Genomic DNA, 24,514 nt, shown 5'->3' with positions numbered 1-24,514 from the left:
GATCACTCGACAGCGGGGGCTGGCAGTGCGTCGAGATCGACGTCGGGTTCGAGGAGCTTCTCCTTTTGGTCGGCGACAGGCCGCTCTTCACGGATGATCTGTTTGAACGCCTGTTGCTGGGAGAGGTCGCCGATCAGGACGCCGCCGATGAGTTGGCCGTCCTTGAACGTGAGCCGCCGCCACTCGGTGTCTGAGTACTTCCGTTCGGCCTCGTCGTCGCCGATCGTCGGGTGACCAAAGGACAGAAACGGGAACTCAAAGTGTGTAATCGAGTACGAAGAGACGTACCGGAACGTCTCGACTGGCTCGTCGGCGACCATGTTCTCGGCGGCGACGACGCCCTGTTCTTTGGCGCTCCCCCACGAGCCGTTCTGGGCGCGTTCGTCGAGAATGACGTCGTAATACCGCGTCAGATCGCCAGCCGCGTAGATATCTTCTACGCCTGTCCGCATGTGTTCGTCGACGACGATGCCGTCATCGAGTTCGACCGCCGTGTCTTCGAGAAATGCCGTGTTGAAATCCAGGCCGATCGCGACGGCGGCGAATTCTCCCGCGTGAAATTCGCCGTTTGCGTCCACAGCTCCCGTGACATGACCGTCGTCGTCGACTTCGAACCGTTCGACGCCGCTATCGAAGACGGGCGTGACGCCTTTTTGCCTGAGCGCCTCGTGGATGATCTCCGCGCCGTCGAGGCTCAGCGCGTAGCGCCACCACCGGTTGCCACGCATGAGGTAGTCGGCCTCGACGTTCTGTGCGCCACAGATCGCAGCGAGGTCGATGCCGAGCAGCCCGGCCCCGACGATCACACCCGTTTCAGCCTCGGCAGCGTGGTCACGGATCGCCCGTGCGTCCTTGAACGTCCAGAAGTAGTGGACTCCCTCGGCGTCACTGTTTTCGACCGGGAGCCTCGTCGGCGTGCCGCCGGTGGCCACGAGAAGTTTGTCGTACTCGTAGGTGGCTCCGTCCTGGGCCTCGACGACGTTCGCGTCGGTATCGACGGACGTGACGCGGGTATTGAGTTCGAGGTCGATGTCCCGTTCCTCGTACCACTCCTCCTCGTGGATCGAGACGGGTTCTTCGGGGAGGGTTCCTTTGGCGAACTCCTTGATGAGAATGCGGTTGTACAGGGGTTCGCCCTCGTCGGTGATGATCGTGACGTCGGCGTCGGGATCCGCTTCACGGATCGTTTCCGCGGCGGAACTCCCGGCGATGCCGTCGCCGAGGATCACGTGCGACGTGGTCATGCTCCCGACGTTCGGACCGGGGCCTAATGTGGATTGCTATCGGGGAAATCAGGTCACCGGGTCGGTCACCGCGTCGAACGGACCTGGACCCGGTATGACTGCCGACATCCCCGAATTGATGTGGATTGACTGTTTACCCGGAGACAATGAAGATCAAGCAAGGCATCAAACACTGGGCGGCCAAGCAAAGCCTGACTGCGCCGGTGGTCGGCGAGATGGTGGCCGACCGGCTGGTCGACCTTCACACCGGCGTCTTTCTGGACTGGGCCGATGAGGAGCGCCAGGAAGAGCGCCGCCAGCGCCTCGAAGCGTTCTTCGATGCGACGATGGATACCTACGTCGCGGCCCTCGAGAAGGGGTATCCCGAGGCCGAAGCCCGCGAGATCACCCACGCCCAGGCCAACTTCGACTTCTACAATCACGGCTGGACCGAGATGATGGAGTTCCCCGTCGAGGAAGTCGAGACGCATTACGATCGCTACGCCGACTTCTTCGAAACACACGGCATCACGATCGACGATCCCTTGGGCGAGTTCGCGCCCAAGAGTGGACTGCCCCACGCGCCGTCGACGCCGGAGAAACTCGACGACCCCGACCACCCGCACGCGATCGGCGGGTTCGCCGACGACGTCTACGTCGAGACTGACGACGGCGAGGTCGTGATCGGCGGCGGAGAAGAACCCGACGCGGTCGACGTCGAGCAAGCCCCCGGTGTGGATTCGGACGCAGTTACGGACGCCGAGATCGAATTCTGAATCCAACTCCGGACGGATCCTGTCCTGATGGCGTGCCTCAGCGAGGTGCTGGCTGGTGGGATACAATAAATCGGTCGTCGCCCACTCTCATATCGACCTCGTGTTTTAACTCTGCACCGACACTATAACGTGTATGGAATTTCATTCCGAGGAACTGTTTTCCGAGCCAGGCGGGTGGGAGAGCGCTCGAATCTTTCTGTTGGCAGCGGTCGCGTTCAGCATTTTCGGCGGTATCGAACTTCTTTCTAACAATGGAACGAGTTCAAGCGTAGTTCTCGCTATCGGTATGGGAATTGGCGGGATCGCCGAGCTACTTCCGACCAATCGCCAAAGCCTCGTGAGCGTGCTGCGAATTGTGGCGATCGCGATACTCCTCTCTGTCGTGGCCATGTCGCTTGTTTCGCTGGTGTCCTGACGGACGCCTGGCAGTCAAGGTCGAACGTTCGAGGGAACCCGATGTGCGCAACTATTCGGCTTGCTCCTTGTGGCGCTCGTATTTGGTCTGACCCGGTGACGCGGTGATGGATCGACGAGTACGACGCTCCAGAAAGGGAAGATCGCGGTCGGCAAGCAACCGTCGGGAGCTAGACGGTCTGCAGGAGGCCCCACCCAACCAGTCCGATGAACACAGCACCGACAGCGAAGATCACCAGACTTACGTACAGCAGCTTGTTCGTGTGTTCGTTCCCCGATCGGTTCGTCACGACGAAGGGGCGGCCGCTGCCGTCGGATCGCACGACTGCGTTGACCGTCCCGGATTCGGCAGGTCCCGACTGGTCCGTCTCGACCGGCCCGGCGACGAACACCTGCTCGCCGTTCCCGATGTGGCCCTCCCGGTACCACCGATCACGCCAGTTCAGTACCGACCAGACGAACGTGATGATCTCGCCTTTCCCGTCGTAAATCTCCCGTTTGTCCCGGACGATCTCGTCTTCGTCGACGTCCGACAGTTGTGATTCGAGATCCTGCCTGGAATCGACCTCGGCGTGGACCTTCCCGCCGGAGACGTACACCGAGGCGTCTTCAGGCTCGACGCGGACCCGGCCCGTGTCGTCTTCGAGCCAGAACGCGGTCGTCATCTGGCCCTCGTCGACGGTCCGCCACGGGGTAGAGAAGTTCGCTCCTGATTCAAGCGGGCTCTCGATCGGTTTCCGCGGGTTCCACTCGTGAGCCACGCGCAACGGGGCGATCGCTTTGAGGTAGTACTTGGCGGCAACGCTCCGCTCGTCGGCGAGCGCCGGTTCGATCGGATCGTCGGTCACGGCCGTCCCTTCGAGAGCAACGAAACCGTCTGTATTGGCGGCTTCGGCGACCGATGTCCCGGCAGTCCCTCGCAGTCCTAGCCATTGCCGGAAGTACGTGATACCAATGTACAGTGCCGGGACGAGGAACAGCCCCAAGAGAACAACGAAGAGAACCCACCGCCCGATCGTTCCGATGCCCAGTTGCAGGAACGTCCCACCGAAGTTCCACACACCAAACATAGATCTGATAGTCAAACATAGACAGTATGAACATTTCGGTTGCGTTCTCTACGGATAGACTCTCAGCGCCACGGGGTACTGGCCGGTCTGTCCTGACAGAGTTACTGGGCCTCACCGATCCGCTCGGCGACCGTCTCGCCGGCGACGATGGCCCCGTCGAGCGATCGTTCGGGGTACTGGGCTCGGGAGGCCATCCCGGCGTAGTAGACGCCGTCTGCCACTTCTTCGCTCAGGTCGTAGGGGATCACCTTCTCGAGGTACCCACGCTCGTAGATGGGGGCCGTCTTCGGGTTCCGTGACGTCTGGATCCAGTTGACAGAGTCGCGATCGAAGTCGGGGAACAGGTCCTCGATCCCCGAGAGCCAGGTCTCCTCGACTGCCTGGTCGTCCATCTGCCAGAGGTCGTCCTCGGGACCCTGGACGTACTTGACAGCGTACAGCAGGTGTTCGCCGCCGTAGCGCTCGGGTGGGACGTAGTTTGTGTGTTCGATGAGCGCGCCGAAGGGCGCGTCGTCGGCGATGTTGAGCCAGTACGTGTCCGTCAGGGGCTTCTCCATACTGATGACCGAACAGACCGTGCCCTGGAAGTCGATATCGCACGCATAGCCCGTCAGTGATTCGAGGACGTCGGGCATCGTGGCGACGACGACACCGTCGACGGCGTGGGGGACCTCGCCGTACTCCGTCTCGACGGTCACCGAATCGACCACGCCGTCCTTGATCCGGATGTCGGTGGCTCGTGACTCCGTAAAGATGTCCATCTTGCCGACCGTCTCGACGAGGGCGTCGGTGAGTTGGCCAAACCCACCCGCGAGATACCCGAGCTGTTCTCCTTTGAGCAGGTCGCGTTCGCCCCGGAACTTTATCCGGCCGAGCAGCCACGCCGCGCTGACGTCCGCCCAGCGGTCGCCGAACTTCGCCTCCAAGAGCGGTTTGAAGAAGCGCTCGAAACAGCCACGGGACGTGTGATCGAGGACGAACCCCTTTACGGGGACGTCCTCGAAGTCCTCGAGTCGTTCGTAGGTGTCGAAAGACGGGATGCCCCCGCGGACGTCGACGTCCAGGACGAGCATCCCCAGTCGGAACTTGTCGTAGATCGAGAGATGTGGGTACGCGAGGATCTCCCAGGGTTTGTCCATCGGGTGGACGACGCCGTCGACGTAGTAGGCGTCGCTGCCGTAGCGCCACTCGAGGGCATCATCAAGCCCCAGTTCGTCGATCCACTCGACGATCGTCTCCTCGGATTTCGAGAGGTGGTGATAGAACGCCTCGACGGGGTCGCCTGCGGTCTCGTAGGTCGTTGCCAGCCCCCCGAGGTCCTCGTTCGCTTCGAACACGGTCACGTCGTGACCCAGTTGCTGCAGACGGCGGGCCGCCGCGAGTCCGGCGATCCCGCCGCCGACGACACCAATCATACGAGGGGTTCGGCGGTCCGGGGAAAAGACCTTTCCCCGTCGATCGGCAGCCACCTCACTCATCGGGAGCGCGCTGGAACTCCAGGACGGCGATCGCGCCGCGAGGTTCGTTGTCCTCGAACCAGACGTCACCCTCGAAGAGGTCCAGGATGAGCGCCACGAAGTACAGCCCGAACCCGTGGGCCGTCTCGCTGACGGCGACGTCACGTTCGAACAGCGACTCCTTGAAGTGATCCGAGACGCCGGGGCCGTTGTCGGCGACGTGGACCTGTATCCAGTCGCCGACGTGGACGACCTCGATCTCGACGTGTGGCTGTGCGGCGTCGTTGTGCTCGACGGCGTTCTGGAGGACGATCTCGAAAACGTCCTCGAGGAGACCGTTCGCCAGGACGACCGGGTCGTCGCTGATGTCGACATCGATCTGTAGGTCGTCGTGGCGCTGCTCCATCGTCGCGATCTGCTCGCGCAGGGCCGGTGTGAGTTCGACCGGCCAGAGCCGGTCCTCGGGGTCGGTCGTGACCGTATCGGTGATCGACCGAATTCTGGCAGTCAGGCTGGACAGTTCCGCCGTCCGGTCGCGGATCCGGTCGAGGTACTGGCGGCTCTCCGGGTCGGCCCCGGCGTGGGCTTCGAGGAGATCAGCGTTGCTCTCGATGACCTGCATCCCGTTGCGGATGTTGTGTCTGAGGACGCCGTTGAGGAACTCGAGTTGCTCGGTGTGCTGACGGACGATCCGGCGGTTCTCTCGGAGATCCTGTTCGCGAGCGACCCGATCGAGCGCCGTTTCGGCCCCATCAGCGAGGATCCTCGCGAACTGTCTATCACCAGTGGTGTATCCAGACGCCCGGGAGCCGATGCAGAACAGGCCGTGGTCGCCCAGCGAGAGGACGAGCAATTCGTCGACATCGACGTTCGAGAGCGGAGCCCATTGCCAGCCGTCGGTGACGACGCCGTCGCCCGCGGACTGTTCGTAGCGCGTCCAGAGCGTCCTGTCGTCCGGTGTGAGCGGCGACAACGACCCGCCGTTCGCCGCCTCGACCGCGTCCGAGACGGCCGCAGGACGGAGTGTGTCACCGTCTGTGTCGGCCAGAAACACGACGGCGACCTCCTGATCGAGGATGCGATCGACGAACGAGACGGCGACGTCCGCAATTTCGTCGTCGATGCGCGCGTCGATGAGTGACTCGGTCGCCGCCTGGAGCGCTTCGATCCGGTCGAGCCGCTGCTGCTGGGCAGTCACGTCCCGAAAGACGATCAGCTGGCCACGATACTCGCCATGTTGGTCCGTGACCTCGGTCAGCTGGGGGTTGTATTTTGCGTCTGTCCCCGATCCGTCCGGTGCGTTGGCCGAGACGAGCTGTCCGTTGTCCGTTCGCCTGGCGATTCCGGGGACGATTGCCTCGATGTCCTGTCCGATCGGGTCGTCGGCCCCGAAGGCGGCTCGTGCGGCGGCGTTGTGTTTGACGACGGCGTCGTCGGCGTCGAGGACGAGGACCGGGTCGGGTAATTCTTCGACGACCATATCACTTGCCAGCGGTGCGACTGAAAGAAAGTCATACTCGAAAAGCGCCCAGCTGACGATCACGCCGGTCAGCACGAACGACAGCGGCGTCGGATTCAGTCCCGGATGAGGGCTCAGCCCCATCGCGAAGACGGCGTTTGCGACCAGCGGGACAACGCTCCCGATGATGATGACAACGACCTGCTGTCGGTAGACGTTTCGAGATTCGATCAGGAACCGGACGAGCTGTAAGTACCCGCCCAACAGGAGGAGATACGAGAACGCGGTGTAGACCACCGAGACACCGGTGCGTTCGAGCACGGGGGCGGTGATGCCACTGGCAGTCATGAACTGTGCACTCGTCTCGGTCAGTCCGTGTATCGGACCAGTTGCGACCAACAGAACGTACGCAGCCGGCACGACCCACACCAGCGCGTAGATCGACGGGCGCTGATATCGCTCGGCTCTGGTGTAGACGATCGTAAAGACGATCCACAGCGGCGCAATCTGTGCGCCGACGGCGTCGCCGACCGTGAGGAGCGTCGAGGCGACCCCTTCGGTCTCGGCGATCAGCGCGCCAGCATAGCACAACGACCAGCCGCTGGCCACGGCAGCGAGCGCGCCAAAGGGGGTCGCCGCCGCGACGTCACGGCGTCGCCACGCGTAGAGGGCAATCCAGGCGGTGACGAGACTGCCAGCGACGCTCAAAGCGGCCACCAGGTGGGGAATCGACGGAGAGACCATCGACGGCACTGTCCGATGGTTTGTGAGACGGTGGCTTATGTTTGGGGGACCAACTATCAGGACTGGAAACCGCGTCCGCTACCTTTTTGCCTGCAGTCCGGAAAAGGCGGGTATGCCCACGGCGCGAGCCCCGGCGACGAGCGCGAACCTCGGGAGCGGGTTCGACGTCTTCGGGATCGCACTCTCGCGTCCGGCCGACGTCGTCCGCGTCGAGCGAGCCGAGCGGACGACCATCGAGGTGACGGGGGCCGGCAGCCAGTTCATCCCCGAAGATCCCGAGAAGAACACCGTCGGGGCCGTCGCCGACGCCCTGGATGCACCCGCCCATATCGAGATCGACAAGGGGATTCGACCGGCTTCGGGCCTCGGTTCGTCGGCTGCAAGCGCCGCCGCGGCGGCCGTCGCGCTCAACGATCTCTACGACCGCGGGAAGTCCCGGAAGGAGCTCGTCCCGATCGCAGCCAAAGGTGAGGCCGTCGTCTCCGGTGACGCCCACGACGACAACGTCGCGCCCGCGATCCTCGGCGGGTTCACCATCGCGACGCCCGACGGCGTCACGCAGGTCGACGCCGACATCTCTATCGTCGTCACGCTCCCGGAAATCGTCGTCTCGACCCGGGACGCCCGGAAAGTCGTCCCGAGGGAGACGACAGTCGAGCGATTGGTCGAGACGGTCGGCAACGCGGCGACGCTGACCGCAGGGATGTACCGGGACGATCCGACCCTCGTCGGCCGGGGAATGAAAGACGGGATCGTCACGCCTGCCCGGGCGAAACTCATCGACGGCTACGACGCCGTCCGGGAGGCGGCACTCGAGGCCGGCGCGACCGGCGTCACGATCAGCGGTGCCGGGCCGGGCGTCCTCGCGGTTACCCACGAATGGAACCAGCGGGCGGTCGCAAACGCGATGCTCGATACATTCGAGGACCGCGGTATCGACGCGCGGGCCTACCAGACTGAGATCGGCGAGGGGACGCGACTGTACTGACACTGGTGAGGAGGATCCGCCTGTATTAATTCTGCGTCCCGGCGTCGTCCACGCCGCCCGACTCGTGGACCCGAAAGCCGTCGGTCTCGGCCCGGCCGGAGAGTTCCCGCTGGGGGTACGGGATCTTGATCCCCTCGCGTTCGAAGGCGGTCTTTACCGCTGTGACGACCCGTTCGACCGCGTTCCACTTCCGGGGCGGCGTCGGATGGTCGATCCAGAAGCGCATCTCAAGGACGACCGCCGAATCGCCGAAGGACTTCGGGACGATCTGTGGCGGCGGACCGTCGGCAACGACGTCGATCTCCTTGATCGCCGTGAGCGCGACGGTCTTTGCGTGTTCGGGCTCACTATCGTAATCGATGCCGACGTCGACGCGGAGCCGGAGCGACCCACGGCGACTCCGGTTGACGATCGCCCGTTCGTTGACGCGGTCGTTCGGGAGATAGACGACCTCGCCGTCGAAGTTCTCAAGGCGAGTGTTCATGATCGCAATGTCCGTGACGATCCCCTCCTCCTCACCGATCTGGACCCAGTCGCCGATCTCGAACGGGCGGGAGAACATCAGGACGATGCCGGCGATGAGTGCGCCGAGTGTCTGTCGGGCGGCCAGGCCGACGACGATGCCCAGAAAGCCAGCCCCGACGAGCAGACCCTGGGGATTGATCCCCCAGAGACCCATGCCGATCAGGCCCCCGAACAGCAGGATGACGATCTGCCCGATCCGGACGACGATCTCCAGTTGATGATCAGTCATCCACGTAGCCTGCGTGCCGATTCGCACGATGACTCGTTTGTACTGATCGGCGACAACGTAGACAACCCCTGCCAGAGCGAACGTGAGGAACAACTGGATCACGACCCACCGGGAGAGTCCACTGGAGTCGACGATCGACTCGACGACGCCCAGTAGATCCCAGATCGTCAACAGGGCAAGCACGGCGAGGGCGACTATCGAAAGCTGGAGGAGACGAACAGCGACCCACCCAACTGTCGTGGGAAGGGACTCGTCGACGACGTCGACGCCCGTTCCCAGCGGCCCCGGAAGAATATGGGTTCGCACGCCTCGGCGGAACTGACGAGCGGCGAACGGGACCAGGACCGTACTGACCACGAGGGCACCGACGGCCACGGCGACGCTGACTGCCAGACGCCACTCGACGGTCGAAAGGCCCGAGAAGAATCCCTGCATTTGCGAGAACGCGGAGGCGATCGCGACCATGACTCCCTATGGCCGGGCCGCGAACTTGACGGTTGTCTTCGTCGCCGCCGGGTCAAAACAGCTCGATCGTGCGTTCAGACGCCTCGACCTTGCAACTGCTCGTCTTCCGGCAGGTCGACGTTCGCGTCGCCCTTCATCCCGCCGCCGATGTCCGAGGCAATCTCCGCAAGTTTGTCCGGGTCGTCGTAGTTGTTGACGGCTTCGACGATGGCTCGACCCATCGCCTCGGGGTCCTCCGCACCGAAGATGCCCGACCCGACGAAGATGCCGTCACACTCGTGGTGCATCATCAGCGCGGCGTCCGCCGGCGTCGCGATCCCGCCGGCGGCGAAGTTGACGACCGGCAGCCGCCCCATTTCGGCGGTCTCGTGGACGAGTTCGGCGGGAGCCTCGTGCTCGCGCGCCCAGGCCTCGCGTTCCTCGTGGCTCATGCCTTCGAGTTGCCGGATCGCGCCCTTGATCGTCCGCTGGTGGTGGACCGCCTGGTTGACGTCGCCGGTGCCGGCCTCGCCCTTTGTCCGGATCATCGCCGCGCCCTCGTCGATCCGGCGCAGGGCTTCACCGAGGTTCCGCGCACCGCAGACGAAGGGCGTCGTGAACTCGCGCTTGTCGATGTGGTAGGCGTCGTCGGCGGGCGTCAGCACCTCGCTTTCGTCGACCATGTCGACGCCGATGGCTTCGAGGATCTGGGCTTCCTTGGTGTGGCCGATCCGGGACTTGCCCATCACCGGGATCGAGACTTCGTCGATGATCTCCTGCACGTCGGCGGGGTCGGCCATGCGGGCGACGCCGCCGCGCTTGCGGATGTCCGCCGGGACCGCTTCCAGGGCCATCACGGCGACAGCACCCGCGTCCTCGGCGATGCGAGCCTGTTCAGGGGTAACGACGTCCATGATGACGCCGCCTTTCTGCATCTTCGCGAAGCCGCGCTTGACGAGATCGGTGCCGCGTCGCAGGTCTTCGAGATCGGTTTCCGTCATTGCCAGGAAGTTCGCCGTGGATTCACTTAACGGGTTGCTTTTGCCCGGCACGTGAGCGCCGACAGCCTACCTGGCGGGAGTTTAAGTCACAGAGAGCGACCACTCTTGCCGTGTTCGATCTCGGCGTCAGACTCGCGATCGCCCCGGAAGCCACAGCCCTCGCCATTGTGGCCATCGCCGCCGGGATCTGTCTGGGAACGATCAGCGGCCTGACGCCGGGGCTACACGCGAACAACTTCGCGTTGCTCCTGGCAGCCGTCGCCCCGAGCGTGCCCGCCCCGCCGCGACTGGTCGGGGCGGCCATGCTCGCCGCCGGCGTCGTCCACACGTTTCTGGATTTCGTGCCCGCGCTGGCGCTTGGCGTCCCGGACCCGGCGATGGCCGCAAGTGCACTACCCAGCCATCGCCTCGTCCTCGGCGGCCGCGGTCGCGAGGCCCTTCGACTTTCGGCGCTGGGCAGCGGACTCGCCGTCGTCTTCGCGCTCCCACTCGTGGTCCCAGTGACGCTCGTGATGCTCGAAGTCTATCCCGTTCTCGCCGAGCGATTGCCAGTCGTGCTGACGGCCATCGCAGCCGCAGTCATCGCGACGGAGCCGACCAATCACGCCCGAAAGGCCGCGCTGTTGTCGTTTCTCGCCAGCGCCGCCCTGGGCGTCGTCACGCTCGACGTGCCCGCCGAGGGCGTTCTCCCGGTCGGAAGCATGCTCGCGCCGCTGTTCGGCGGGCTGTTCGGCGCGCCAGTGCTGATCGACGCGATGCGGGGATCTGGCGTCCCGAGCCAGGACGATCCGACCGTACGGACCACGCGAACGTCGGTCGGCGGGCTCGCGCTGCTGGGCACCGTCTCGGGGGCGATCGTGGGCTACCTGCCGGGCGTCTCCAGTGCCATCGCGGCGACGCTCGCGCTCGTCAGCGCGCCGTCGCAGTACGGCAGCCGCGGGTTCGTCGTGACCACCAGCGGCGTGAATACGTCGAACACCCTCTTTGCACTCTGTGCGCTGATCGCGTTCGGCAACCCACGGACCGGTGTGCTCGTCGCACTCGATCAATCAGGAGCGCCGCTTGCGTGGCCCCTGCTGGTCGCGGCCGTCCTCATCGCGGCGGCGGTCGGATTCGTCCTCGTCGTAGTGGTCGGCGACTGGTATCTCAGGCTAGTCAGAAAGCTGGATCACACCAGGCTGTCAGTTGTCGTTCTGGGCGTACTGGCGGTGCTCTCGGGGCTGTTCGCCGGGCCGATCGGCGTTGCCGTCTTCGCCGTCAGCACGCTGGTAGGGTTAATCCCTGCAAGATTGGGTGCCCGGCGTGTGTCACTGATGGGCGTATTGATCGGCCCGCTGATCCTCGGCGTATGAGACGGATATTCCCCCGAAAACTAGCTCAGAGATACGACTGCCGCCGGAAGTAAAACACCATCAGCGCCGCGACGCCAGCCATGCCGAGCATGACCGCCGGATAGCCGAACTCCCAGGTCAACTCGGGCATGTTGTAAGCGCTGTCGGCGAAGTTCATCCCGTAGACGCCGGCGACGAAGGTGAGCGGGATGAAGATCGTGGCGACGACGGTCAAAACCTTCATGACCTCGTTTGTCGACTGTGAGAGGGCGTTGAGGTAGATGTCCCGCGTCCCGACGACCAGATCACGATACGTTTCCAGTAAATCGACCAACTGGACCAGATGGTCGTAGACGTCCCGATAGTACTTCTGGGTGTCCGCCCGGGTCGCGCGAACGTCGCCGCGGGCGAGCACGGCCAGCGTTTCGCGAACGGGCCAGACGACCTTCCGGAAGGACAGAAGCTCCCGGCGGACGCTGTTGATATCGCTGAGCAAGTCGGCATCGGGCGACTCGACGACCTCGTCCTCGATCGCTTCGATCTGGCCCTCCAGGTGTTCGAGGACCTCAAAGTAACTGTCGACGAGCACGTCCAACAGGCGATAGGCAGTGAAGTCCGGCCCGCGTTCGAGCAGCCGTTCGTCCCCACGACGGACGCTCTCCTGAACACGAGCGACCGGGTCGGCGCTGCCGGTGGCGACGGTCACGAGCCAGTCGTCGCCGATGAAGAGGCCAACCGGCTCGTCGTCGATCTCCTCCTCGAAGGTGGTCTCGCCCCGCGTGAGGCGGGCAGTCTTGACCAGGGCGAACGTGTAGGCGCTGAACTCCTCGGATTTCGCCCGGACGTTGTTCCGCACGTCCTCGATGGCCAGCGCGTGGAGATCGAACGCATCGGCGACGGCGTCGATCTCCGCGTCGCTCGCGTCCTCGACGTGGACCCAGGTCGTCCCGTCGGCCGTTCGCGCGGCCGCGAGGTCCTCGACGGACTCGACGCCAGTCCCGTCGTAGACGAGCGACTCGATCACGCCGATCCCTCCCCCGGCGTCCGGCCGATCGCAACGAGAGTGAGACCGATCATGACCACGGCGATCGTGAACGATCGTCCGGGATAGGCGACGACCACGCCCGCGACGTACCCGCCGAGCCCGAGCAGCGAAAGGACGACACCCACAGCCAGCAGTCGCATATCTGCCCCTCAAACGGCTACGTCAAAAGCGTTCGCGTCAGACAGCGGCGACCGAGACGGTCGAGTCGGTGACTGTCTCAGGGCAGCCGATAGGTCGGGCCGCCGTCGCTATCCTCGACCTCGACGCCGAGCGCGGCGAGTTCGTCACGCAATTCGTCTGCACGTTCGTAATTGCCGGCGTCGCGTTCGGCCTCCCGGACGTCGAGAACGAGCTCGACCAGATCCTCGGCCAAGCGGACGTCGCCGGTGTCGTCGCCATCGTCGCCCAGCGGCAGCCCCAGCACGCCGACCGCGAACTCGTCGTAGGTTTCGATCGCACGGCGGAGGCCACGGTAATCGTAAGTCCCGGACTCGTCGACGTGGCGATTGACCGCAGTCGTGAACTCGACCAGCGCTGCCAGCGCCTTGCGGGTGTTGAAATCGTCGTTCATCGCACGCGGGATCTCTTCGCGGGCCGTCTCGACGGCTTCTCGGAGCGCGTCGTCGGTCGTCTTGACCGTCGCGTCGGCGCTGTCGACTGCCTCGACGGCACGCTCGTAGCCACGTTCGAGCGTCTCGTAGCGTTCGCGAGCCTCCGAGAGCGTCTCCTCGGTGTAGGTCGCGCGACTGTGATAGGCCGTCGACAGCAGGAAGGTTCGAACGACGCCGAGGCCGTACTCCGCGATTGCCTCCTCGACGGTTGCGAAGTTCCCTAGCGAAGAGGACATCTTCTCGTCGCCGGTCTCGAGCAGCCCGACGTGCAGCCAGTAGTTGGCGAAGCGCTGGCCCGTCGCGGCCTCGCTCTGGGCGACCTCGTTCTCGTGGTGGGGAAAGACCAGATCCTGGCCACCGACGTGGATGTCGAGAGTCTCTCCGAGGTGCGTCATGCTCATCGCCGAGCACTCGACGTGCCAGCCCGGCCGTCCCTCGCCCCACGGCGAATCCCAGGTCTGGGCTGTTTCACAGGCCGTCTCTGGGGGAGCAGCTCCCTCGTGTTGATGGGTCTCGACGTCGCTTGGGTCGACGCCGCCGGCCTTCCAGAGTGCGAAGTCCTGGGGATGGCGCTTCTCGCCACGTTCGTCCGGGTCGCCCTGAGCGTCGAGTTCGTCGACAGTCTGATTCGAGAGGTCGCCGTAGTCCTCGAAGGCGGTGACGTCGAAGTACACCGACCCGTTCGCCTCGTAAGCGTACTCACGGTCGATCAGCGTCTCCACGAGGTCGATGATCTCGGGGACGTGCTCGGAAACGCGGGGGTAGACCTCGGCGCGCTTGAGGTTCAGCGACCGCATGTCCCGGATCACGTCTTCGATGTAGGTTCGGGCGACGTCGGCCTCGCTCGACCCGGCCTCGCCGACGCGGGCGACGATCTTCTCGTTGACGTCCGTGAAGTTCTCGACGTGGTGGACCGTATAGCCGAGCCACGACAGCCAGCGGTGCATCACGTCGACGTGGACCCACCCGCGGGCGTGGCCAAGGTGTGGCGGATCGGACGTCGTGAGGCCACAGTAATACAGGAGGACGTCCTCGGGATCCTGTGGCTCGAAGTCCTCACGTTCGCCCGAAAGCGTGTTCGTCACGCGCAGGGTCATCGTGGGACGCTCGACGGGGCGCGCGCTTCAATCCGTCGAAGCGCGCTGAGGATCGAACGGCAGCTCACACCGCCTCCTCGACGAAGCGGACCACATCCGGCCCGTCCCGACGCTCGACGACGATCAGGAGGCGTCCGTCGGCGACGCCAGCGGCCGCAACGGCGACGCCCTCGGCGTCGAGTCGGCCGAGCACGCGAGCCAGCGACCGCGCGTCGACGTCGCCGGTGGCGGCCACGCCGGTCAGCGACCCCGCGTCCTGGACGTAGGTCGTCTCGCCGACCGTGAGCAGTCCCTCGACAGCCCCGTCCGACTCGCTGTCCTGCACGCCCAGTCCGCTGTGCATCGTGACTCGCGCCGACCCGTCCGACAGATCGCGGTCGGGGAGCTCATCCGCGTATCGCCGGAGTGCGGCCGCGACCGCTTCCTCGTCGCCGACATCGAGCAGCCGCGCGGCGGCGGAATAGTTGATGACGCCCGCACGGAGTCCCTCGTAGACGAACGGACGGGCGCGAGCGGCTTCCCGGGCTCTGGCTGCCAGCGTCATAGTTCCGTCTCCGGGGGTCAGCCCCATAATGGTACTGTGAGAGAGCACTCACTCGACGAAGAGAACGTACATCGCGACGAGGACGCCAGCCAGAACCACGAGTGCACCCAGACCGACGACGAACGCCTGGACGGCGAAGGCGATCCCGGCCGCGACGACGAGGGCACCGACAGCCAGGGCAGCCACCGGCACGATGGGCTGTTGGGCGAGGGCGCTGTCCGGCTGTTCGGTCTCGACAGGCTGGGGTTCGGCGAGCGATTCGTCGACTCGGACCGAACCCTCTTGCTCGTCCGGTTCAGTCACGATCACGTCGACGTAGCGGGTCTGTGCGCCGTAGCCGCTGACGACCTTGAGTTTCCCACGGACGGTGGCCCCGTCGCGGACCGAGACCGAGACCCGGCGCTCGGTCTCTCCGTCGACGTAGTGGTTGGTCGCTTCGATCTCTGCGACGGCCGAGAGATCGTCGTCGAGGTGGAGGTGGACGTGTAGCGGCTGGCCGTGGTTGACGAGTCGGATGTCAAACGGTCCAGTGGTCTCGAAGGACGTGGGCACCGCTATGTCGTGGAGTTCTTCGCGGTTGACGTGGACGGGCAGCGGGTCTACCACACGTGTCTCTCCGGCGGGACCGGTAAAAAAGCTCTAGGCCGGTGCGTCCTCGCGCATGTCCGGCGGGAGCAGGTTGGGGATGCCGTCCTCGATCGGGTACGTCTCGCCACAGTCAGTACACGTCAGGGTCCCCGCGACGATCTCTCCGTCCTCGCGTTCGGTGACGTCGAGTTCGAGTTCGTTCTTATCGAGCGGACAGCAGATGATGTCCATCAGGTCTTCTTGCATACTTCTACCTACATCCCCCGCGGCAAAAACGTGCCGCTCGCGTCGGATATTTTCACGGAGACAGCCGTCCCCGAAACGCCGATAGGTACGCCACTCTTCGCCCGGGACGATGACCTACGACGTCGCTGTCGTCGGGACGGGAGCGGCACCCGAGAGCCCGACGGTCGAGAGCTGGTCGATGGCGTATCGCCACGCGGAAGCCTACGAGCGCAACGACGAGACACGACTCGTCGCCGCGGCCGACCGGCACCGAGAGCGCGTCGACGCGTTCGGCGACCGGTTCGACCTGCCCGCGGACGGTCGGTTCACCGACGCGATCGAACTGCTCGACGCGATCGAGCCGGACGTCGTGAGCCTGACGGTCCCGCCCGAAGCTCACACTGAACTCACAGTCGCGGCCGCTCGTCGCGGCGTCGAGGCGATCCACTGCGAGAAGCCGATGGCCGCGACGTGGGCCGGCGCACAGCGGATGGCGGGGGAGGCCTGGCGGGCCGACGCCCAGCTGACCTTCCACCGGATGCGTCGGTTCGGCCGGCCGTTTCGGGCCGCGAAAGAAATCCTCGAGGGGGGTGAGATCGGCGACCTCCGGCGGGTCGAGATCGGGTGGGACGACTTCTACGACACCGGCGCACACAGCATCGACCTCGCGGGGATGTTCGCCGGCGAGCCCCGAGCGAAGTGGGTTCTGGCCCAGCTCGATTACCGGAAGGAAGACGTCCGCTTTGGCATGCACCAGGAGAACCAGATGCTCGCCCACTGGGAGTACGACAACGGCGTACAGGGGTTGCTCTCGACCGGCGAACCGTCCGATCTGGTCGGGGCCGCGTTCCACCTCGTCGGCAGCGACGGCGAGATCCGAATCGACGCCGACGACGGGCCGATGCTGGAAGTCCGGCGGTCTGAGTCGGGGACATGGGAGACGGTCGACGTGGACGGCGAGACGCTCCATCACGCCGGGACGGGCGACTACGAGTACGCGAACGCCTATCACCAGCGCGCGATCGACGACGTGATCGAGGCACTTGGGAGCGACCACGAGTCAGAACTCCGGGCGCACAACGGACTGAACACCGCCGAGATCATCTTCGGTGGCTACGAGTCGGTCCGCCAGCGTGGGCGCGTCGACTTCCCGCTGGAAATCGAGGACAACCCCTTCGAGGCGATGGTCAAAGCGGGTGAGGTCGGGCCGGCCAGCGAAAAGTAGTGCGACGTTGGACGCTCAGTACGGCGTCTCGCGAACGATCGTATCCTCACGCGAGGGACCGACGCCGATCGCGTAGATCGGAACGTCGAGTTCGTCGCTGACGTACTCGAGATAGGTACGAGCGTTCGCCGGGAGCGCCTCGTAGCCGTCGGTGGCAACCGTCTCCCAGTCCTGATCGTCCCAGCCTTCGAAGGTCCGATACACCGGCTCGCAGTCGGCCCACTGCTCGGTGGTCGCGGGCATCGTCTCGAGTCGCTCGCCGTCGAGTTCGTAGGCTTCGGCGACCTTCAGTTCGTCAAGTCCCGCCAGCGTGTCGACGTGATTGACGGCGAGGCCAGTGAACCCGCTGGCGCGCGTCGAATGGCGGAGCATCGGGAGATCGAGCCACCCGACGCGACGCGGCCGACCGGTGACGGTGCCGTACTCGTCGCCCGCCTCGCGGATGACCGTCGCGAGTTCTTCGGCCTCCGTCTGGGGATTGTCGGGGTCACCGTCGTATCCCGGCGTGTCGCCGGGGACGCCGCCCAGTTCGGTCGGAAGTGGGCCGCTGCCGACACGCGTGAGGTAGGCCTTGACGATACCGACGACCTCGCCATCGCCGATGACGCCCGGGCTGAGACCCGTACCGACCGTCGCGCCGCCGGCTGTCGGGTTCGAGGAGGTGACGTAGGGGTAATTCCCGTGGTCGATGTCGATGATCGTCCCCTGGGCTCCTTCGAGCATGAGGGACTTCCCCGAGTCCCGCGCCTCAGTCAGAAACGCACCGGCGTTGACAGCCATGTCCTCGCGCTCGATCCGACGCCCGTATTCCCTGAACTCCTCGAAGAGGGCGTCGACGTCGAAGGCGTTCGGATACTCCTCGAGGTTGTCGACGTCGAGTCCATAGACGTCCGCGGCGATCGCCCGCTTCTGGGGGACGACGTACTCGAGTCGGTCCTGGAGCACGTCCGGGTCGAGTAGATCCCCGATGCGGACGCCACGACGGCCGGCTTTGTCCTCGTAGGTCGGGCCGATCCCGCGGCCCGTGGTCCCGACTTCCTGGTCGTCCTCGCTTTTGACGTCCTCCTCGATCCCGTCGAGGACGCGATGGAAGGGCATGATCACGTGTGCGCGCTCGGCGACACGCACGTCCGGATCGAGTCCCCGTTCCCGGAGCATCTCGAGTTCGTCGAACAGTGTTCGCGGGTTGATCACACAGCCGTTCCCGAGGACGCCGATCTTCCCCCGGATCGCGCCGCTGGGAACCAGCGACAGCTTGTACTCCTCGTCGCCGTGACACACCGTGTGGCCGGCGTTGTCCCCGCCCTGGTACCGGACGACGACGTCGGCTTCGTCGCTGTAGAGGTCGACGACTCGGCCTTTCCCTTCGTCGCCGAGTTGTGACCCAACGATCGTAACGGTCATCACTCGCCCGTTTTTTCCACCCCGATAAACAGATTACGGTCGACGCGTCCTGATAGTCACTCTATCACAAGCGTTATATCGCCAGGGCACGAAAATTGTACAGTTGTTTTCGGCGTACTAGACAGCAACCTTTAAACCGTACGGACACAAGTTAACACGTGCCATGATAGATAGGCTCGAAAAGGAAGTCGACATGCTGGAGCGGCATCTCCAGGTTCTCCGAATGGTCATCGAGAACGAACCGATCGGCATCGTGAAGATGTCCAACGAGACGGGCTACCCCCACCACAAGGTACGCTACTCGCTGCGGGTGCTCGAAGAGGAGAACCTCATCGAGCCCTCGAGCCAGGGTGCCATCACGACCGACCACACCCACGAGTTCGTCGACGACCTCGACAGCAAGGTCGACCAGACCATCGAAAAGCTCGAAGGAATGAAAATCGAGGACACGGCCGAAGTCGAAGGCTGAATTCACGAGACGCACCAAGAGTTAGAGGGTGTCAGTTGGTCTTTCTCGAATTTTCGAGCGACGGCTCTCAGAGTTCCGGGACAGCCATGTGGAACTGATCGTCGCGCGCCTCGACCAGACAGAGGTGATATCCCTGTTTTCGCGAGAGTTTCACGAAGCTCTCTCGTTTGTCGCGACTGAGCAGCCCGCCGCCGGTCGCGTCGGCCGTCGTCTCGAGGGCGGCCGGTTCGAAGAAACTCGACGTGACGAACATCGCCCCCGCGAGCGAGTCGCTGGTGTCGCCCACCCGCGTCGCGGCGGTAACCAGCGAGTTCATCTGGTTCTCGGTCGCGGCCTGCCGGGAGTCGTTCATGTTGGCGACGAGAAGCGGGTTGCCCATCCGGTCCCGGAAGACGACGTCGAACGATTCCTGGGACCGCTTGGTCTGGCCGTCCTCGTCGAACTCCACACCCACCGACCCGTTGAGTTCGACGCGGTCGACGTGGGGCAAGGCATCGTAGAGGTCCGCAAGCGCCTCGCGATGGCCGGTGTCGCGGATCTCGAAGAGGAGTTCCGTCACGACCCACGTGACGAACTGGTGTTCCATCGTCGCCTCCAGAAACTCCTCGAAGGGCTGACCTTCGACGAGCGTCCCGTCGACCTCGAACTGCGTGTGATACTCGACCGAGAGGTTCTCCTTGACGTCCGACTGGCTCGCCCCGGATTCACGGGCCGCCGCGAGTGTGGGCGCGCTCTTCGAGCCGTACCGCACGAAGAGGTTCGTCCCCTCGATGGCCTCCCGGCGACTCATCCGGCGCTCGACACCGTCGGTGCCGACGTCGAGACCGTCGAGTTGGGCCGCTAACGCGTCACGTTCCTCTTTGAGAGACTGTAGTTCCGAACGCACCTCCGAGAGCTCTTCGCGGAGCTCGTCACGTTCGGCCTCGAGTTCGTCACGCTTCGATTCGGCGTTCTCGACGCGGGCCTCGAGATCGTCGATTCGCGCCTCACGCTCCTCGATGGTCTCTTCGAGCGCGGCCACCCGCTCGTCGGTCGCATCGGTCGTCCCACCTGTGTCCTCGGTTTGCCCGGTCGCCACCCCTGTCTCGTTGGGTTCCTGGCGTGTCTCGTCGGCCCCAGCCGTCGACCGGCCGTTCGACTCCGAGACCGCCGTTCGGTTCCTCGGCCTCGACTGCCCCTCGACAGTCGCCGACGACCGATCGCCCGATGGAGTGCGATCCGAGCGCCCCTCAGACGGTCGCTGGCGGGTAACTGTCGAAGCGCTGGATTCGACCGGCGGGACGGGAACCGTACTGGCCTGCGGGCCGTCCTCGTCCGCCCCCCAGGACTGTGCCGGATCGAGCGAGGGGATCGTGCGTATTTCGAGATCAGACGCGTCACCGGCCGATTCGGACAGCCCTCGCCCTTCGGCCGTCTCACTGGAACGGCCCGAAGACGCCGCCTTCGCCCCGGGATGGCTCGAGGACGGCGACTCAGTCCGCCGATCGCCGGCGTCCGTCCGTCCGGCAGACTGTGATTCTGATCCGGAAGGCGCGGGCGAGCGATCGGTCGACCGGCGTGGTTGGTCGGTGGGCTCTGACTGTGCTGGTGTGGACCGGGTTTCGGTAGCCTGGTCCGCCTCGTCGGTTGGTGTGGACCGGGTTTCGGTAGCCTGGTCCGCCTCGTCGGTCCGTGACAGGGCGCGATCCGAGCCCGCAGAGTGCTGGGTTTCTGTCGTCGGTCGATCGGTCCCAGTGCGTTCGTCAGTCTCCGCTTCGCCGTCCGGCACACGTGAGGAGGTCTCCACGTTATCGGGCGTCGCGCGCGGCGTGCTAGCACTACTCGCCGAATCGTTACTACTCGCCGAATCGTCACTACTCGCCGAATCGTCAGTCCCGTGGTCCCCGGACGTAGTATCAGTGTCCGGCTCTGACGCACTCTCCTCGGCCGTATCCTCCTCGTGTGCTGGCGGTTCCCCTGCCGATTCTCGATCGGTCGCCCCGTCGGCCGACTCGTCGTCGCTGTCGTCGCCAATGTCGGTTTCCTCGGCCGCCTCGGCATCGACTGCTGTGGCGTCCTCAACAGACTCGCTGTCCGCATCGGCCCCACCAGCGGCCGAGTCTCCGGTAGGTGCACCGACAGCGGCCGACGACGATGTGTCTGGTTCGGGTTCCGGGACGTCGATGACGTCGATCTCGACGGGCCGAACCTCGTAGATACCGACCTCGCCGTCGGCGCGCTCGAAGGCCTCCTCTTCGGTCAGAAGCTGCCCGCGCTCGCCGACGAACGCCACGCTCATCGAACGACCACCGTGGTAAACGACGTAGTAGTCGCCGCTGAGAACGTTCTCGGAGAGTTCGACGAAGCCGGTGAACCCACCGTCTTCGAGCGTCCTGTCGACCTTCGAGAGCGGCGTGTCCTCGGTGTAATATTTCGCCCGCACCTCGTCGCTACGCTCCTGCATCACGGCCAGCAGTGGCAGGGCGGGCGTCGGCGCGACGTAGGCCGTTCCATCGGCCGCTTCGAAGTCCTCGATCGTCCCGTCGAGCACGCCGACGACGGTGCCGTTGAGCATACACAGCGTCGCCGTCCCCGCGCGGACCACGCCCGAGAACGCCTGGTCCGCAAGGTCGTGGATGCCGCGATAACCCCCGGTGTACGAACGCGTCTCCCAGTCGTCGACGCGCTCGAGCGCTCGTGTGGTCATTGTCACGAACAAGTCGCATGCGCGGCATATACTTTGCGCCAGCGCGCGGGGATGCTCCCTGTACCACCCGGGGCATCCGCGAGACGATCCCGGCCGGCATTGTCACCTCCGACGGACCTTTGAGGTCACCACTGCACTATCGTCCATGAGCGAACAGACGAACGTGCAGACGCCAAGTCGGCGGGCCAGTCCCTGGCCGCTGTTCGTCGCACTCGGGTTCGCCCTCTCGGAACTCGGCGTATTCATCGGGCTGTATCCGGTCGCCGTCGGCGGTATTCTCCTTCTCGGGGCGAGCGTCGCCGGCATCCTCCGGGAGTCGCGCTACGCGAGCAACCTCTGGCGGCCGATAGCCGGTCTCGGCGTCGTCTTCGTCGTACTCGGCGGTATCGTCGTCGCCACACAGATCGACCCCGGAACGGTCGAAGTTGCCTCACTCCTCACTGAGCCAAACGGCATCGTCGGCCGCGGACTCTCGATCACGGGAGCCGGTGTAATTCTGCTCGCAGTCGGGATCGTGGGTCTCGTCTCGGAGTGAGTCGGCCCGATCGACCGTCGATTTCCGGTTTCAACAGCCTATTTATCTCCGTCGACGAACGCTCATTCATGCAATTCGGGGAACTCGATCGCGAGACGGTGCTCGATCTCACGGTCAACGCGATTCCGCTCGGAATTCTGTCGTTTTTCTTCGTCGCGTTCGTCGTCGCCAACCCGTTCGGCTGGAACAGCGTCGCCTCCGGCCTCCAACTCGCGATCGTCGGCTCGATGATGGTCTTGCTCGGCGTGCTGTCCTATTACGCCGGGCGGGCCGTCTCGCGGGCCGAGGCCGACGGCGAATCCGAGGAGCCGCCGGGCGTCGTCTCCGGATCCAGGGAGTGACCGACGGAACAGCGTACCCCAGTCCATGCAGGCTGGAGGGTATACCGGCCACCTCGCTCCAATGGAGATAACCGGGAGCGAATGATGCCTCTAACGCACCCTTTTAGTGGATTTCTCCCGGAACGTGGGCCATGGCAGGCGAACAGCTGGCATTGACGGTGTTGATGGGGGTGTTGCTGGTCGGGGTCGCGGCGTTTCTCACGCGTATCGAAGACTGGCGAAGCTATGCGTCGCCGGCTGGCGGCGGGACAGTCGGCGAAAGTGGGTACGGCCACCGGGAGAAACCGGGCGGCGTGCTCCGGTGGCTCACCACAGTCGATCACAAGGACATCGGCCTCCTCTATGGTGCGTTCGCGCTGATCGCGCTGGCGGTCGGCGGGCTCGCCGTCGTCGTGATGCGGCTCGAACTGACGACGCCGGCCTCGAATATCGTCAGCCCGCAGTTCTACAACGCGTTGCTCACCAGCCACGGCATCACCATGCTGTTTCTGTTCGGGACGCCGATCCTGGCGGCCTTCGGCAACTACTTCATCCCACTGCTGATCGGGGCCGACGACATGGCCTTCCCCCGGATCAACGCGATCGCCTTCTGGCTGTTGCCGCCGGGCGCGTTGCTCATCTGGGCCGGCTTTCTCATCCCCGGGATCGCTCCCTCCCAGGCCTCCTGGACGCTTTACGCACCGCTTTCTGTCGAGCAGGCACACTTCGGTACGGACCTGATGTTGCTCGGGCTCCATCTGACCGGCGTCTCGGCGACGATGGGGGCGATCAACTTCATCGTCACAATCTTCACCGAACGCGGTGACGACGTCTCCTGGGCGAACCTCGATATCTTCTCCTGGACGATGCTCACCCAGTCGGGAATCATCATCTTCGCGTTCCCGCTGCTGGGGAGCGCGCTCATCATGCTGTTGCTCGATCGGAACCTCGGGACGATGTTCTTCGCCGTCGAGGGCGGGAATCCGATCCTCTGGCAACACCTCTTCTGGTTTTTCGGCCATCCCGAAGTGTACATACTGGTGCTCCCACCGATGGGACTGATCAGTTACATCATCCCGCGCTTTTCGGGTCGGAAACTCTTCGGGTTCAAGTTCGTCGTCTACTCGACGCTGGCGATCGGCGTCCTCTCCTTTGGCGTCTGGGCCCACCACATGTTCGCGACCGGGATCGACCCGCGACTCCGGGCGAGTTTCATGGCCGTCTCCTTGGCGATCGCGATACCGAGCGCGGTGAAGACGTTCAACTGGATCACGACGATGTGGAACGGCCGCATCAGGCTGAACACGCCGATGTTGTTCTCTATCGGGTTCGTCGCGAACTTCATCATCGGGGGCGTGACCGGCGTCTTCCTCGCGGCGATCCCGGTCAACCTGATCCTGACGGACACCTACTACGTCGTGGGGCACTTCCACTACGTGATCATGGGGGCGATCGCCTTCGCGGTGTTCGCCGGGATCTACTACTGGTTCCCGATCTTCACCGGCCGGATGTACCAGCGCACGCTCGGGAAGTGGCACTTCTGGCTGTCGATGGTCGGTACGAACGTGACGTTCTTCGCGATGATTCTGCTGGGCTACGTCGAGATGCCCCGGCGGTACGCCACCTACGACGCGATCACGGTCGGCCCGCTCGACGTGATCACGCTGCTGCACCAGGCGGCCACCGTCGGCGCACTCATCCTGCTCGTCGGCCAACTCGTCTTCGTCTGGAACGTTCTCCAGTCGTGGCTCGACGGTCCAAAGGTGACGGACGGCGATCCGTGGGACCTCAAGGACGACGGCCTGTTCACCCGCGAGTTCGCCTGGCACGAGGACCGCCTGACCGCTGCCGACGGGGGCGAACCACAGAACGACGGGGTTCGTGCCGACGGCGGCACTCCGGAGACGAGCAGCGACTGACGTCGAAAATTCGAGATATCGACTCGGCAAATTCAGGCGGCATTCCGACTGCGACGGGCTCTATTTCGACTGTGACCCACTCGACACCGAGCTGGCGCTCGGTTCTGGGAAAGATCACCCGAGGACGAGCATGAACGCGGCGATTCCCATCATCAGCGCGATCGCGACCAGCGCCGCGAGCATGA

23 protein-coding genes are annotated in these 24,514 nt (G+C 64.6%); 9 read left to right on the top strand and 14 right to left on the bottom strand.

Annotated elements, in window-relative coordinates; translation table 11 throughout:
* Positions 1 to 2 precede the first annotated feature (2 nt).
* Positions 3 to 1,244 carry an NAD(P)/FAD-dependent oxidoreductase gene (locus tag HTIA_RS00115; protein ID WP_008525278.1) on the bottom strand — a complete coding sequence of 414 codons (1,242 nt, stop codon included), beginning with the start codon at positions 1,242 to 1,244 and terminating at the stop codon, positions 3 to 5.
* A 146-nt stretch (positions 1,245 to 1,390) separates the two neighbouring features.
* Between HTIA_RS00115 and HTIA_RS00110 the strand changes: the two genes are divergently transcribed.
* Together HTIA_RS00110 and HTIA_RS00105 are read left to right on the top strand one after the other, a co-directional pair.
* Positions 1,391 to 1,999 (top strand): DUF6149 family protein, encoded by a 609-nt coding sequence (locus HTIA_RS00110; RefSeq protein ID WP_008525280.1) that lies wholly within the window; start codon positions 1,391 to 1,393, stop codon positions 1,997 to 1,999.
* Between the two features lie 133 nt (positions 2,000 to 2,132).
* Positions 2,133 to 2,414 (top strand): hypothetical protein, encoded by a 282-nt coding sequence (locus HTIA_RS00105; RefSeq protein WP_008525282.1) that lies wholly within the window; start codon positions 2,133 to 2,135, stop codon positions 2,412 to 2,414.
* A 169-nt stretch (positions 2,415 to 2,583) separates the two neighbouring features.
* Here HTIA_RS00105 and HTIA_RS00100 read toward each other — a convergent pair whose 3' ends face one another.
* From HTIA_RS00100 to HTIA_RS00090, 3 genes are all read right to left on the bottom strand, one after another.
* Complete coding sequence (locus HTIA_RS00100) at positions 2,584 to 3,483, bottom strand: hypothetical protein (RefSeq protein WP_008525284.1); 900 nt, start codon at positions 3,481 to 3,483, stop codon at positions 2,584 to 2,586.
* A 101-nt stretch (positions 3,484 to 3,584) separates the two neighbouring features.
* Positions 3,585 to 4,898 (bottom strand): NAD(P)/FAD-dependent oxidoreductase, encoded by a 1,314-nt coding sequence (locus HTIA_RS00095; RefSeq protein ID WP_008525285.1) that lies wholly within the window; start codon positions 4,896 to 4,898, stop codon positions 3,585 to 3,587.
* A gap of 55 nt (positions 4,899 to 4,953) precedes the next feature.
* Entirely contained in the window at positions 4,954 to 7,143 is a 2,190-nt protein-coding gene (locus HTIA_RS00090; RefSeq protein WP_008525286.1) for a histidine kinase N-terminal 7TM domain-containing protein, read from the bottom strand.
* 112 nt (positions 7,144 to 7,255) lie between these two features.
* Here HTIA_RS00090 and HTIA_RS00085 point away from each other — a divergent pair, with 112 nt between their 5' ends.
* Entirely contained in the window at positions 7,256 to 8,131 is an 876-nt protein-coding gene (locus HTIA_RS00085; RefSeq protein WP_008525287.1) for a homoserine kinase, read from the top strand.
* 25 nt (positions 8,132 to 8,156) lie between these two features.
* On the opposite strand, the gene HTIA_RS00080 is transcribed toward HTIA_RS00085, so the two are convergent.
* Together HTIA_RS00080 and pdxS are read right to left on the bottom strand one after the other, a co-directional pair.
* The gene (locus HTIA_RS00080; protein WP_008525288.1) at positions 8,157 to 9,350 is read right to left on the bottom strand and encodes a mechanosensitive ion channel family protein; all 1,194 of its coding nucleotides are present in this window, start codon (positions 9,348 to 9,350) and stop codon (positions 8,157 to 8,159) included.
* A gap of 74 nt (positions 9,351 to 9,424) precedes the next feature.
* Positions 9,425 to 10,330: a pyridoxal 5'-phosphate synthase lyase subunit PdxS gene (gene pdxS, locus HTIA_RS00075; RefSeq protein ID WP_008525289.1), complete on the bottom strand. Its 906-nt coding sequence runs from the start codon at positions 10,328 to 10,330 to the stop codon at positions 9,425 to 9,427.
* A gap of 110 nt (positions 10,331 to 10,440) precedes the next feature.
* On the opposite strand from pdxS, the gene HTIA_RS00070 reads away from it, so the two are divergent.
* Positions 10,441 to 11,682 (top strand): tripartite tricarboxylate transporter permease, encoded by a 1,242-nt coding sequence (locus tag HTIA_RS00070; RefSeq protein WP_008525290.1) that lies wholly within the window; start codon positions 10,441 to 10,443, stop codon positions 11,680 to 11,682.
* 25 nt (positions 11,683 to 11,707) lie between these two features.
* Here HTIA_RS00070 and corA read toward each other — a convergent pair whose 3' ends face one another.
* The 6 genes from corA to HTIA_RS00045 all read right to left on the bottom strand — a co-directional run bounded on the left by corA (position 11,708) and on the right by HTIA_RS00045 (position 15,792).
* Positions 11,708 to 12,685, bottom strand: coding sequence for a magnesium/cobalt transporter CorA (gene corA / locus HTIA_RS00065; protein ID WP_008525291.1), 978 nt, complete (start codon positions 12,683 to 12,685; stop codon positions 11,708 to 11,710).
* Positions 12,682 to 12,846: a hypothetical protein gene (locus tag HTIA_RS16745; RefSeq protein ID WP_008525292.1), complete on the bottom strand. Its 165-nt coding sequence runs from the start codon at positions 12,844 to 12,846 to the stop codon at positions 12,682 to 12,684. The genes corA and HTIA_RS16745 overlap by 4 nt, the downstream gene beginning before the upstream one ends.
* Before the next feature lie 77 nt (positions 12,847 to 12,923).
* Positions 12,924 to 14,414 carry a cysteine--tRNA ligase gene (gene cysS / locus HTIA_RS00060; RefSeq protein WP_008525294.1) on the bottom strand — a complete coding sequence of 497 codons (1,491 nt, stop codon included), beginning with the start codon at positions 14,412 to 14,414 and terminating at the stop codon, positions 12,924 to 12,926.
* A gap of 64 nt (positions 14,415 to 14,478) precedes the next feature.
* Positions 14,479 to 14,958 (bottom strand): DUF7523 family protein, encoded by a 480-nt coding sequence (locus HTIA_RS00055; protein ID WP_020935870.1) that lies wholly within the window; start codon positions 14,956 to 14,958, stop codon positions 14,479 to 14,481.
* A gap of 48 nt (positions 14,959 to 15,006) precedes the next feature.
* Entirely contained in the window at positions 15,007 to 15,564 is a 558-nt protein-coding gene (locus HTIA_RS00050) for a DUF7524 family protein (protein WP_008525297.1), read from the bottom strand.
* 33 nt (positions 15,565 to 15,597) lie between these two features.
* Positions 15,598 to 15,792, bottom strand: coding sequence for a methytransferase partner Trm112 (locus HTIA_RS00045; RefSeq protein ID WP_008525298.1), 195 nt, complete (start codon positions 15,790 to 15,792; stop codon positions 15,598 to 15,600).
* A gap of 109 nt (positions 15,793 to 15,901) precedes the next feature.
* Here HTIA_RS00045 and HTIA_RS00040 point away from each other — a divergent pair, with 109 nt between their 5' ends.
* Complete coding sequence (locus tag HTIA_RS00040; protein WP_008525299.1) at positions 15,902 to 16,996, top strand: Gfo/Idh/MocA family protein; 1,095 nt, start codon at positions 15,902 to 15,904, stop codon at positions 16,994 to 16,996.
* A gap of 15 nt (positions 16,997 to 17,011) precedes the next feature.
* On the opposite strand, the gene HTIA_RS00035 is transcribed toward HTIA_RS00040, so the two are convergent.
* Entirely contained in the window at positions 17,012 to 18,400 is a 1,389-nt protein-coding gene (locus HTIA_RS00035) for an adenylosuccinate synthase (protein WP_008525300.1), read from the bottom strand.
* A gap of 163 nt (positions 18,401 to 18,563) precedes the next feature.
* On the opposite strand from HTIA_RS00035, the gene HTIA_RS00030 reads away from it, so the two are divergent.
* Positions 18,564 to 18,869, top strand: a complete 306-nt coding sequence (locus HTIA_RS00030) for a hypothetical protein (protein ID WP_008525301.1) — start codon at positions 18,564 to 18,566, stop codon at positions 18,867 to 18,869.
* Positions 18,870 to 18,936: 67 nt separating this feature from the next.
* Here HTIA_RS00030 and HTIA_RS00025 read toward each other — a convergent pair whose 3' ends face one another.
* Entirely contained in the window at positions 18,937 to 21,555 is a 2,619-nt protein-coding gene (locus HTIA_RS00025) for a DUF7527 domain-containing protein (RefSeq protein ID WP_008528571.1), read from the bottom strand.
* 145 nt (positions 21,556 to 21,700) lie between these two features.
* On the opposite strand from HTIA_RS00025, the gene HTIA_RS00020 reads away from it, so the two are divergent.
* From HTIA_RS00020 to HTIA_RS00010, 3 genes are all read left to right on the top strand, one after another.
* A complete protein-coding gene (locus tag HTIA_RS00020; protein WP_008525303.1) occupies positions 21,701 to 22,090 on the top strand; it encodes a DUF7541 family protein in 390 nt (129 codons plus the stop codon).
* Positions 22,091 to 22,158: 68 nt separating this feature from the next.
* Positions 22,159 to 22,431 carry a DUF6684 family protein gene (locus tag HTIA_RS00015; RefSeq protein ID WP_008525305.1) on the top strand — a complete coding sequence of 91 codons (273 nt, stop codon included), beginning with the start codon at positions 22,159 to 22,161 and terminating at the stop codon, positions 22,429 to 22,431.
* Positions 22,432 to 22,562: 131 nt separating this feature from the next.
* The gene (locus tag HTIA_RS00010; protein WP_008525307.1) at positions 22,563 to 24,329 is read left to right on the top strand and encodes a cbb3-type cytochrome c oxidase subunit I; all 1,767 of its coding nucleotides are present in this window, start codon (positions 22,563 to 22,565) and stop codon (positions 24,327 to 24,329) included.
* The last annotated feature ends 185 nt before the right edge of the window (positions 24,330 to 24,514 follow it).

Origin of the sequence: Halorhabdus tiamatea SARL4B, assembly GCF_000470655.1 — an archaeon.
GTDB classification, from domain to species: domain Archaea; phylum Halobacteriota; class Halobacteria; order Halobacteriales; family Haloarculaceae; genus Halorhabdus; species Halorhabdus tiamatea.
The sequence above is the reverse complement of the archived record's forward strand: the minus strand, read 5'-3'. Positions and strand labels throughout refer to the sequence as shown.